This is a genomic window from Spirosoma migulaei (genome assembly GCF_054776855.1).
This window is the reverse complement of record NZ_BAAHBG010000027.1, coordinates 782,398-793,821: the sequence shown is the minus strand read 5'-3', so window position 1 is coordinate 793,821 and position 11,424 is coordinate 782,398. Positions and strand designations below refer to the sequence as shown.

9 protein-coding genes are annotated in these 11,424 nt (G+C 41.1%); 5 read left to right on the top strand and 4 right to left on the bottom strand.

The genetic code is table 11. The features are described from left to right. The first annotated feature begins 198 nt into the window (after positions 1-198). Positions 199-606: a hypothetical protein gene (locus ACYVGO_RS28145; protein WP_460972105.1), complete on the top strand. Its 408-nt coding sequence runs from the start codon at positions 199-201 to the stop codon at positions 604-606. Between the two features lie 249 nt (positions 607-855). Here ACYVGO_RS28145 and ACYVGO_RS28140 read toward each other — a convergent pair whose 3' ends face one another. Beyond that, a complete protein-coding gene (locus ACYVGO_RS28140; protein ID WP_460972104.1) occupies positions 856-1,218 on the bottom strand; it encodes a hypothetical protein in 363 nt (120 codons plus the stop codon). Positions 1,219-1,775: 557 nt separating this feature from the next. Here ACYVGO_RS28140 and gnd point away from each other — a divergent pair. Then, positions 1,776-3,230 (top strand): decarboxylating NADP(+)-dependent phosphogluconate dehydrogenase, encoded by a 1,455-nt coding sequence (gnd, locus tag ACYVGO_RS28135; protein WP_142772607.1) that lies wholly within the window; start codon positions 1,776-1,778, stop codon positions 3,228-3,230. A 105-nt stretch (positions 3,231-3,335) separates the two neighbouring features. Here the strand turns inward: gnd and ACYVGO_RS28130 are convergent, their stop codons facing one another. The 3 genes from ACYVGO_RS28130 to ACYVGO_RS28120 all read right to left on the bottom strand — a co-directional run bounded on the left by ACYVGO_RS28130 (position 3,336) and on the right by ACYVGO_RS28120 (position 6,806). Beyond that, complete coding sequence (locus ACYVGO_RS28130; protein WP_460972103.1) at positions 3,336-5,927, bottom strand: ATP-binding protein; 2,592 nt, start codon at positions 5,925-5,927, stop codon at positions 3,336-3,338. Between the two features lie 250 nt (positions 5,928-6,177). Continuing rightward, the gene (locus ACYVGO_RS28125) at positions 6,178-6,486 is read right to left on the bottom strand and encodes a hypothetical protein (RefSeq protein WP_460972102.1); all 309 of its coding nucleotides are present in this window, start codon (positions 6,484-6,486) and stop codon (positions 6,178-6,180) included. 59 nt (positions 6,487-6,545) lie between these two features. Next, entirely contained in the window at positions 6,546-6,806 is a 261-nt protein-coding gene (locus ACYVGO_RS28120; protein WP_460972101.1) for a hypothetical protein, read from the bottom strand. Between the two features lie 888 nt (positions 6,807-7,694). Here ACYVGO_RS28120 and ACYVGO_RS28115 point away from each other — a divergent pair. The 3 genes from ACYVGO_RS28115 to ACYVGO_RS28105 all read left to right on the top strand — a co-directional run bounded on the left by ACYVGO_RS28115 (position 7,695) and on the right by ACYVGO_RS28105 (position 11,143). Further along, positions 7,695-8,336, top strand: coding sequence for a hypothetical protein (locus tag ACYVGO_RS28115; protein WP_460972100.1), 642 nt, complete (start codon positions 7,695-7,697; stop codon positions 8,334-8,336). A gap of 574 nt (positions 8,337-8,910) precedes the next feature. After that, positions 8,911-9,468: an RNA polymerase sigma factor gene (locus tag ACYVGO_RS28110; RefSeq protein WP_142772611.1), complete on the top strand. Its 558-nt coding sequence runs from the start codon at positions 8,911-8,913 to the stop codon at positions 9,466-9,468. Positions 9,469-10,072: 604 nt separating this feature from the next. Then, positions 10,073-11,143 (top strand): redoxin domain-containing protein, encoded by a 1,071-nt coding sequence (locus tag ACYVGO_RS28105; RefSeq protein ID WP_460972099.1) that lies wholly within the window; start codon positions 10,073-10,075, stop codon positions 11,141-11,143. Positions 11,144-11,424 lie beyond the last annotated feature (281 nt).

Sequence of the window (11,424 nt, the reverse complement as noted above, 5' to 3'; positions counted from 1 at the left end):
TACCGGCTGACTCAGTTATATGCTTAATCCAAGTTACTCCACAACTTTTAGACTTGATCCCTAATTACTGATACAGTCGTTGGTTCTTTTATGGCCGTTGTTTCTGTACAAATCAGCTCAGGAAGGTTGTGCAGCCATATAGAAATTTTGAGTATATTTACTCCTAAAGGATGATTGAATGGGGCGGGGCTGTATCTAATGATGAAAAAAATAATCTTCTTTCTGGGGCTGGGTTGTTCTTTGTTTACAGCCTGTCAACCGTCTGTAGAAGCTTCGACAGCCTATAATGTAGCTGGTGTCTACCAACTTGTTGGATATACCACACCGACTATAGGAGATGATAATCCCACTGGCACTGTAAGTGCTACTCAGATTGATGGACAACACGTCAATCTGGTGATTAAAGGGACATCGGGCAAAGTGAAAATTACTTATTCATATAACAACGTTTATGTAGTTAGTGCTAGTCAGGCCATTGCAGGGCAGGATACTTATAGCTTACTGTATAAAGGTCACCAGATTGGGGTGGCAGGCAATGACGCCATCAGCCGATATGTAGAGTTATACCCCTCAACAACAATCACTCTAAAAGGGATAGAGTTTTAAGTGGATAGCCAATCGAACCATAAGGTATAGGCTCAATAATTGCCATTTATGCCTGACTGCTAGCCAACAGTATAAATAGCTTTTTAATCTCTTTTTAATGTTACTACCCATGTGATGCATGGTGTGATTGGACGGGAATAAAAAATGCCGACTCGGATGGGTCGGCATTTTTTGTTCGTATGGTACTGATAGGTTTATTTACGAATGTTAGTTTCCGCGTGCATACATGGTGAAGTAAGACGAGACAGCTTACCAGTATTTATTTGCTCGGATGGAGTCAGTACGTTCTTGGGTACTAGTTAGGTAGCTATCAGCCAAATTAGGGTAGAGCCCTAAGATGGTGACCACTTCACGCCAATAGTCGTACAAGAACCAGTGCAAATTCAACGACTCCGACTCGTCAATTTGCTCGAAGGCGGCAAGCATGGCCCTGTCCTGGAGGGGGTGAGCCTTTTTAATGACAAATCTTAACCCAGAATATATAGCATTCAACTCCAGGCGGCTAAACTCGGCACCCCACTGCCGGGGCGGAATACCCGGAAAGACTACTTCCGTGGCAATGAATGTCTTGATGTATTCTTTCAATAAATGGATGGTTATGGGAGAGGCCATGACGATTATAGTTTTTTGCATGAAACGATGCCAAAACCTTGCCAATACTCCGTTTTTATGAGTGAACGGATAAAAATTTGCCATATATTTTCGAGTCACTAAAAAACTGTATATCTATAGTTTACGCCTTTTAATAAACTATTAACAATGATTGACTATTTATATGATATTAATTACAAATAGATTTTGCCTATCCTTATAATTTCGTGTATCCTGTTTAATTTCTTTGTTAACAAAATAGTCGCCATTAAACACAATACCCAGCCCAATGTCTACCAAAAATCAGGTGTTAACCAGCTATTACGTATATATTACAAAGTAAGTTTTGGAATAACACTTTCCGTGTATAGGAGCTATTTACATCCTGTTCGACTAATCAGTCCAGTTTGGCATATATTGGCGAATAGAATGTTCATACCTTTGCAAAGTAACTTGAGCAAGCTATTCTATTTAATAGAAAAAAAAGCGTAAGCATGAATATGAGTAGGAGCAGCCATGAGCAGGTTTTTATTAGCAATACGTATTAGTTGTAGTCTATTTCAATAAAGTAAATCATAATGACAAAATCTGCAGATATCGGCTTAATCGGTCTGGCCGTAATGGGTGAAAATCTTGTGCTTAACATGGAAAGCAAAGGGTTTACCGTAGCTGTTTTCAATCGAACAGTTGAAAAAGTGGACAAATTTATCAGCGGAAGAGGGGCCGGAAAAAACTTCATTGGTGCCCATTCTATTGCCGAATTGGTTGCTTCTCTAAAACGCCCTCGTAAGGTGATGTTACTGGTAAAAGCCGGACAGCCCGTGGATGATTTTATTGAACAGATCATCCCGCATCTGGAACCGGGCGACATTATCATTGATGGCGGGAATTCTTATTTTCCAGACACCATTCGCAGGACCAGGTACGTAGAAAGTAAAGGGTTTCTTTATATTGGAACCGGTGTTTCTGGTGGAGAAATTGGTGCATTACACGGCCCTTCTATGATGCCAGGTGGTAGTGCGGATGCGTGGCCAGCGGTGAAAGGTATTTTTCAATCAATTGCAGCCAAAGTAGACGATGGTACGCCTTGCTGCGATTGGGTAGGAAAAGACGGTGCCGGTCACTTTGTGAAAATGGTGCACAATGGGATCGAGTATGGCGACATGCAGATTATTGGCGAAGCTTATCAGATCATGAGAGATCTGCTGGGGATGAGTGCTGATGAGATGCATGAGGTATTCAAAAAGTGGAATACCGAAGAGCTGGATTCGTATCTGATTGAAATTACAGCCGACATCATGGCCTACAAAGATGAAGACGGTACACCGATGGTGGATAAAATCCTGGATACCGCTGGGCAAAAAGGAACAGGTAAATGGACGGGAACGGCCGCCCTTGATCTGGGTATTCCACTAACTCTGATTGGTGAGTCGGTATTTGCTCGGTTTCTATCAGCGCAAAAGGAAATGCGGGTGGAGGCCTCGAAAGTGATCAACGGACCCAAGCCCGAATTTAGTGGTGATAAGGCGCAACTGCTGGACGATTTAAAAATGGCTCTTTATGGTGCCAAAATCATTTCGTACGCGCAAGGGTACAATCTGTTTATGGCAGCTGCCAAGGAGTATGACTGGCAACTGAATTATGGTGATATAGCCCTAATGTGGCGGGGTGGTTGTATTATCCGCTCTGCCTTCCTCGGTGATATCAAAAAAGCATTTGATACCAATCCTGCCCTTCCACACCTATTGCTTGACGATTTCTTCAAACAAAAAGTAGAAACAGCCCAGGACGGATGGAGACGGGTGTGTGCTGCTGCCCTACTCAACGGTATTCCTGCTCCTGCACTCACCTCGGCACTTTGCTATTTGGATGGTTTCCGTAGTGAATGGTTACCGGCTAATCTGTTGCAGGCACAACGAGACTATTTTGGCGCACATACATACGAGCGGATCGACAAGCCACGTGGACAGTTTTTTCATACGAACTGGACAGGAGAAGGGGGAGATACGGTATCGACGGCGTATAATAGCTAACCGAGTAAGCCGTCTCAAATTTTACAGGTTACTGTTCCAGTCATTTTGGTTTGACTGAATTGAATGCTGCTGATTTACTGATACAGAAATCAGTAGCATTCAATTTTAATCCCTGTGATTTACGGTAGTCTGCATATATTGTTCAATAAGAGGTAGGGCTGTTTCCACCTCCTTAATATACTGCCCAACAAGCGGAGATATAGCCGCAAAATCTTTCTTTGCCCCAATCAACGCTTCCGTTTCCAGAATTAAGCGGGTAGCTTCGCTCATTCCGAGCATTTTTGTGTGCACTTGTTGGGTATGAACGATTCGTTTTATTTCGTCTATATCCTGCCGATCTAGCGCTAGCTTGAGTTGGTCAATAGCCGGTGGAGTCTCCTCCAGGTAGATATCCAGTAATTCGATGGTTAATCCCTGATCATTGCCTACGGCCTTTAGGAGTGGCTCAACGGAGAAACTAGTGGTAGGTGGAATAAGCGGTCCGTCTACCGTTGAAGTTGAGTCATCTGAAATCTTGACGGATAGATATTTTCGCAATAACAGCTGGAGTTCTTCCATCTGGAATGGCTTGGGAAGAAAATCATTCATACCCACTTTAAGGCATTCTTCCTGCTCACTAGGTAGGGCATGGGCAGTCATGGCAATAATTGGGATTGTACTTTTCAGTTTTGACCGGATCTGGCGAGTTGTTTCGTATCCATCCATAACGGGCATTTGGAGGTCCATTAAGATCACATCAAATGAATTTCCGTTTAGCAGATCCAGCGCCTTTTGCCCATCCGCGGCAACTTGAGCCTGATAGCCTAAGCGCTTTAGGACTTGCAGAACTAGTTTTTGATTCATTAAATTATCCTCGACGACTAAAACACGCACATTTCCTTCGATGGGCGTTGTTGTGGAAACAGGAGCCTGATGAACGCTGATCTGTTCTTTGGCAATCAGGTAAGGTATCTCCACAATAAACTGGGATCCTTTGCCTGGGGTACTTGTAACCGTAACGGAACCTCCCTGTAGTTCGGTTAGGGCTTTGACGATGTTAAGGCCTAGTCCCGTACCCCCGTAATACCGGGTTGTAAAGTCATCCGCTTGCTGAAAACGCTCAAAAATAGTTGGTAACATATCCGGGGCAATACCAATGCCTGTATCCTGCACAATGAAACGGACACGTACAGATTCGCTGGTTGCCTTTTCTCCTTGTTCAACACGCAACGTTATATGCCCATGCTTGGTAAACTTGATGGCATTGTTGAGCAGGTTGAGTATAATTTGAGTAAGCCGGGTGGGATCGCCTAAGAAAATAGTTGGTAGGTCTGGGTCGACCTTAACGATCAACTGTAAGCCTTTATCAGAAACGGAAGCTTGACACATCGACCTGAGCGAAGCGGTGAGCATCTGGATACTGAATGGAATGGATTCCAGCTTAATCATTCCTGCCTCAAGCTTGGATATATCCAGAATATCATTGACAATGGTCAGCAGATTCTTACCCGCCGTTCGGATCAACCGAACAAACTCTTTCTGGTCCTGATCCAAAACTGTGGTATCCAGTAATTCAGAAAACCCAAGCATTGCATTTAAAGGCGTCCGAATTTCATGACTCATGTTGGCTAAAAAATCCTCTTTTACCTTTGCCGCTTTCTCGGCTATTTTCCTGGCTTCCTGTAATCGCTTTTGAGACTGGACGCGCTCACTAATGTCGATACTCGATGTAATTACATACTGTAATTGTCCCTGTGCATCATAAACGGGCGAAGCCGTACTCAGGAGTTGAATCGCCTTCCCATTTACCCGAAATTCAAGATCATCGGCCTGGGCTGGTTCACCTTTTAGAGCCCGGAAAGTAGGTCGCTGCTCAATTGGATAAGGCTCACCCTCTGGATAGCGGAAGAGCTGACCCCTGTTAAGTGCGTCTGAATAAGTAGTAAACTCCGTAATGTTATCGATTAATTGAGAAGCTGCCTGGTTGGCATAATAGAACTGACCATGTTGATTAATGATGACAACCGAGACAGGTACTGCATCCAGTAATTTCTTGGTTTGTTGTTCGCTTTCAGTAAGCTGTTGGTTAAGACGGGTGCTTTTTTGTAAGGATTGAAAAAGCATATAAATAGCCCACAGGATCATAATTAAAGCCGTAATGGCTCCAACCAGATTGCTGATTGTGGCATAGGAAGCAGATCGTTCGCTTTGGGCTACTCGGGTTTCGAGTAATACATTTTCGTAGCTCTCCGTTGCTTTTAATACTTGATAAAACTGGTTACTAATGCTCAAAAAATGTGCGATGGAATCCAGGCGAGGCTTCCCCTGTTGAATGCCACCAGCTTTAAATAAGGAGCGACTGCTAGCCAGTTTAGACTGAAAAAGAGTATCCAGTATTTGTAAACGTTTGGCTTGAATCGGGTTATCGATTGTCAGGACTTGTATGCTTTTGAGCTGTTTGGTCATTTCATACTTACTATGCTCAAAGTCTGATTTGAAATAGGGGTTGTTACTCTGCAAATACCCTCGCAAATCATTATCCATATTGGTTAGCAAAGCGAATACACGTTGGGTTTTATTGAGCACCAGATAGGTATGCACTACCCAATTATTCATTCCGATTAATCGATAGATCGTTTGCCGTGCGTTGATACCTATGAGTACGGTAATCAGTAAACCCAGAGCTACCATGAAGGAGATGCGTCGGTTTCGGTTCATGCAATGACAGTCTAGTGGAAGCAGGCAAAAGACCAGTAAGCCATTAAAAAGCCTTGTTGGGCAGTTTAATGAGGAGCGATACTGGCATTATGTAAAGTAAACTGAAATAATTCGAAGGGCTTATGAAGTTAACATAAATCGTAAAAAGAAAATATTTTTGTATAGTAAATTTATAAAAACTGAATATGGTATATAATTGATTTATTTTTTATCTGTGGCAATAATGCGTATGCTAGTACTGGGGGGAATCTTAAACCCATGAAAGCAGTGCCACTGTATACGAAATCTTTTCCTGAAGCTCCATAAAAGTATCCTCCCGGAATTCTTTATCCTCATTAACGACGGAAAGCCGTAGCTCGTTTAATCCATTCCTGATGTACTGGTCTAGCATAGCCCATATAGATGCCAGGCGGAGGTTGGTTGGATTAATCATCATCAACTGCTGAAATAACCCTTCTAGACGGCCTATTGCAAAGTCAATTTCCAGATAATCAGCCTGGACAGTAAGCGCCTGAATGTACACATTCTGAGCCATGACCTGATCCATCAGAGTAAACATATAAGTACTCGTTTAAGTAAAGCTGAATACATTGTTTAAGAGAATTATCAAACAGGAGCTCAGTTTAAAGCAGCCAGGGTCCTTTCATGTTGATCTTGCAGTTCACGTAATCGCTGTTGAAGTTGTTTCTTTTCCTCAAGAAGTGCCACGTTCAGGTGCAGCGAACGATTCATCTGATCAGTAAGTCGACAGAGCCGCTTCGTGTAGGCTAATTCAATTTTCTCTTCCTGATAGGTATCATATTGATTATGAATGATTTGCTGAACGATTCGGGCCAGGTAACCTGCCCAAAAGGCGACGAATATTGATAGAAAGATCATAACGTAAGAGACGTTTTATCTGACTAAGATACGACTAGCTTTTTGTTTATATTATTTGTTATATGTAAATATTTAGTGACCTTTTAATTTTAATCAGTCAAAAATATATCCCGTAGCCCAATAAATTGTTAATAATGAATACCAAAAGTCTCCATTCGATCATTCTCAATTATATACTTTGTGCCCTGGTTGTCCTTTCGGCAATCGTCTTCGGATTACTGGTAATTCTTTAATATTCTATCGACCTCAAGTTGAGCCTTATGGTATATAGCGGCTGAACGTCGAGTTTGAAAAAGATAGAATAGCGGAAATCGCTTTGCCTGATAATGGGAAGAACGTAGCAAAAAAACAGGCGAGGAGTCTCGAATGAGCGGAGTAAAGGAATGACCCGCAAAAGTTTACGGGTCATTGACCAAACTTAATCTTTACTTACAAATAAGGCCTTTAGCTATCCGGGTTAAATCAATAGAATTAGCCGATAGGATAAGGTAATACCGATAAACATTTCCTTCTTTTCGTAAACGTTACTAAACCAGAAGCACTCAAGTCAGGCCCACTTCCAGGCTGTTTAGACTGGAATGGGATCAATGTTTTTTAAGAGAACTAAATGGAATTCATGGTAGAGGTACCAAACGAATTAGTCCTAGTGCTGAATTGCCTTTTCGGCCGAGTCAATTAAGTAGGGGCGAGGATTGAATTGAAACTACAAGTGCATGTAATCCAAAAAACGCTGGCTCTACGAGGGCTGGCGTTTTTTATGAATCCATGTGCCTGCACTTTTCGTTGATACCCTTATATACATTGAGTATGAGTACCGGCTTCGCTAAAGCCATCCGCACGTTTGCGGCTACTTGACCTGGTATTTTTGGTGATTAAATCTGCTCAACGATGAAAGGGTATCTAGTGGTTTTGTTGTTGGTAACCCTCAGTACTGGTACTCCCGCATTTTCGCAAGATAAAATTGAGGGAATTGGCCGGTTTAAGATCGGGAAGGCTAGTCGTAGCCTTGTGCAGGCTATTGCCACTGAGACGGGAATGCCAATAGAAACAGTTGATTCAGCTATTAAAACAGAAAAATCGACCCAAAGTCAAATTGTAGAAATTAAATCAAATCTGATTACTAGTAAGGTCTCGCATACACCCCTCCACGCTCCAGTATGTGAACATGTTCGGGTATTTTACATCAATAACTTCCGGGAGGCTGGCATTGAGCTTAAATCGGTATACTTATTCTTCAAGGATGACATACTCATAAAGTTTACCTGTTATGCAACATCTCAGTTGAATAGCGCTATGGAATTAAGCTATGGACAACCAGAGGTTACTATAACAAAATTATATTCAGACTGTGATTTAGATGCTAAAAGCTTCCTTTTGACTTGGGCTAATGGAGGTATAACTGCTACATTAAGCTTACTGGTAAACTATGATGTTAACTGCCGGAAACGAGTAAACCAGGAATTTAGCATTGCTCTAAAAGAAAACCGTGCAGATTGCTGTGAAGAGATTGTAAACATTGAGAATAAGTAATGCATAGGGATGTTACTCCGCAATCAGGCTTGTAGGGTGAATGTAAATATTAAACCACTATCATGTATTGGATTGTAACACTACTAATCAATGAAAAAACCACTACTAACAGGTGTTTGGCCACTCATTGTTGCCATTGGGCTCGTTTTGCTGTACTTGTCCATGAGGCTACTTTTTTAGGCAAGTTTGCTTTGTTTGGGTCACTTTGTTGGCTTTCTTCGATTTTAATATTCTCTCCTCACAGTCATATGTATCCATATCTTATGGGATTATTGGTCAGTTAAAGGCCACAGTTACATGGATAGGATTTTACTGTAGATATAGTAACTTTAACTACCGTCTAATAAATTTTAAGTATCTTAATGTGAAAATGAAGACGTAGAAATATATTAAAATACCTGCATGTAATATCCTTATCTATCGACATAGGATAGATAATTGTTATTCAGGTCACTTACAATTCAATTTGAGTGCCGTTCTGGCGATAGTGTATATATAGTACGATAAAACCTTTTATAGCACCAAGCTGGTTTTGTAACTGTACTCGTTATCTAGCCCATAAACTAGCACTTTCATGAAACGTACTTCATTAACAGCTAATCAGCTGCAACAGCGGCTTGGTACTAACCCACCACTTGATACATTTGAATCCCTCTATAATCAGTATGTTAACAAGGTTTATAGAACATGCTTGAGTATGACAAAAGATGCTGAGATGGCACAAGATTATACCCAGGATATTTTCATCAAAGCCTTCGAAAAGTTTGATTCATTTCAAAATCGTTCTTCTTTCTCTACTTGGCTTTATTCAATTGCCTACAACTATTGCGCTGATCAGCTTCGCCTGGCCAAACGATTACCAACAACCACGTGGCAGCCAGATGACATGGCCCATGACAAGCCTGATTTACCCGAAGCCCAGCTCCATGAAGAAACCCTTCAACTGGTCCGGCAGGCGATGGAGACACTTTCTGTTGAGGAACGTGCACTGCTTCGCCTTAAATATGAAGATGGGTTGACCATTGATGAGATTGCTCACTTGTACATGATTAAACCCAGTGCGGTAAAGATGCGACTTAAGCGAAGTCGCCACAAAATACAGCTTCTATACGCTAAGCACTATATGGTATAAGTGATTTTGTTGATCGTTATCACTGATTATGCCTATTCAAACTTGAATGCTATTTGTATGTATTCATCCTTATAATAGATGTACTTCTTAAATCAGTTCATATGGAGACCTGGTTAATGGGTCTGATTTCTAGAGAAATAATATAGATTAGCTATTTATTGTACCAAATATGTTACTACTTGGTACAATATTTGAATATAACATTTCTGATTGCTTTATATTGGACATATAGGCAGGCTCTGTAAATGCATTGGAAAAACGCTGATTCTGATAGGGTCAGCGTTTTTTGTGTGAGAACCTGTTTGATGTTTGTTCCCTTTCGCTTATTAGAAGCTGTAAATCACCTGAGTTTGCACACTTAACCGATACGAGTGGAGAAAAGTTAGCGGGTATGAGGCAAATAGTTATTGAGGGTTGGGGTTTTGCGTGAGCTCATAGTAGTTAACTGCTTGGTTTGTTAAATATAGAGCTGGAATTGAATAGGCATTCCGAAATCCCCTTCTAGTAAAAACGCTGGTTTATGCTCTGTTAATTAATAATGCAACTATAAATATGCAACATAAAACTATAAAATTAGTTATATTGCTACCTAACTTACTATACCATGAGAAAACTACTGATTATAAGCCTATTAACCTGTATATCCGGTTGTCAAATTATAGCTGTTAGCGCATCATTTGGTCAATCCATCTACAAAATTAAAGCGAATATTATCGGACTGGGTAATCGTTCGGTGGTTGTACGCTATACGCGACAAGGCATGTTTATGAATGACTCAGTAAAAGCCCATCAGGGGCAATTTATTCATCAAATGCCAGTGACAGATGGAAATATTGCTACGCTAGTGCTTAATCCATCTACCCAACTGTCTATTTGGCTCGATGCGCCAATTATCTCAATTTCAGGTGAGTTTGGCCCACGTACTACCCTTACGTGTACAGGTACACCAGAAAATAATATAATGGAGCTTTACCGTAATAAAGTTGAAAAGCCCTATAAACTTAAAAAGGAGGGGAAATCAAGTGCCGAAGCTGACCCTATTGTTTTGGAGGAATACCAGGCGACCCGTCAATTTATTAAGCAGCATCCTGCCTCCCTAACGGCGGCTTATTTACTGTATTGGCAAGCTATGTATGACATTACCATTTTTGATCAACTTGATAAATTGTTAGCAAGTTTGAGCCCACCAGTAAGAAGCAGCTATTGGGCGCAAAAAGCCATTACTCGACTATATAATGTTCGTAACCGACCTCGTATTGGTAGAAAATTGCCCTTATTTAACTTGTCTGATGCAAAAGGTAAGCTTGTATCTCTAAATTCATTTAAGGGTAAATATGTACTACTTGACTTTTGGGGTACCTGGTGTATTCCGTGTATACAGGGAATACCTGAATTAAAAGCAGTACATACAAAATTTGGGGACCGTTTAGCTATTGTAAGCATTGCTCTTGAACGGCCAACTGACCGAGCGAAATGGCTAAAGGCCATTGACCGATACGGCATGACCTGGGTACAAACAGCTGAGTTTACGAGTGCTAAAAGTGGAATTAATGAACTATATAATCTTGTTGAGTATCCCACGTTGCTATTAGCTGACCCTAAAGGAATTCTAATAGCCAAAATAAAGTATGGGGAACGAATAGAAGATAAAGTTCAGCAGCTACTGGACAACTAAACGCTCAGTATAGCTCTGAATAAATTGGCAATTCACTACGCTTAGCTATACCTAATTTTTGCTTCTGTTAAGCTAGAATCACGAAATTAGTAACCAAATCATTCATGATAAATTGACTAACAGCAGTTGGACTTGGCCTAACAGCAAGCTACCTATGAATCTAAGTATGAGCTAGTTCATCGAGATCTAAGGAGTTGATGACTGCGGTGTTAGGTAGGAAATACTGGAAAAGCCTATCGTTTTTGATAACTTTTTGACCGTTTCCCTGATGATCTGGAACG

What these genes read in the sequence shown, in the direction of transcription:
- ACYVGO_RS28145 (WP_460972105.1), top strand. Translation starts at nt 199, where the DNA reads ATGATGAAAAAAATAATCTTCTTTCTGGGGCTGGGTTGTTCTTTGTTT.
- ACYVGO_RS28115 (WP_460972100.1), top strand. Translation starts at nt 7,695, where the DNA reads ATGAAAGGGTATCTAGTGGTTTTGTTGTTGGTAACCCTCAGTACTGGT.
- gnd (WP_142772607.1), top strand. Translation starts at nt 1,776, where the DNA reads ATGACAAAATCTGCAGATATCGGCTTAATCGGTCTGGCCGTAATGGGT.
- ACYVGO_RS28125 (WP_460972102.1), bottom strand. Translation starts at nt 6,486, where the DNA reads ATGTTTACTCTGATGGATCAGGTCATGGCTCAGAATGTGTACATTCAG.
- ACYVGO_RS28120 (WP_460972101.1), bottom strand. Translation starts at nt 6,806, where the DNA reads ATGATCTTTCTATCAATATTCGTCGCCTTTTGGGCAGGTTACCTGGCC.
- ACYVGO_RS28105 (WP_460972099.1), top strand. Translation starts at nt 10,073, where the DNA reads ATGAGAAAACTACTGATTATAAGCCTATTAACCTGTATATCCGGTTGT.
- ACYVGO_RS28110 (WP_142772611.1), top strand. Translation starts at nt 8,911, where the DNA reads ATGAAACGTACTTCATTAACAGCTAATCAGCTGCAACAGCGGCTTGGT.
- ACYVGO_RS28130 (WP_460972103.1), bottom strand. Translation starts at nt 5,927, where the DNA reads ATGAACCGAAACCGACGCATCTCCTTCATGGTAGCTCTGGGTTTACTG.
- ACYVGO_RS28140 (WP_460972104.1), bottom strand. Translation starts at nt 1,218, where the DNA reads ATGGCCTCTCCCATAACCATCCATTTATTGAAAGAATACATCAAGACA.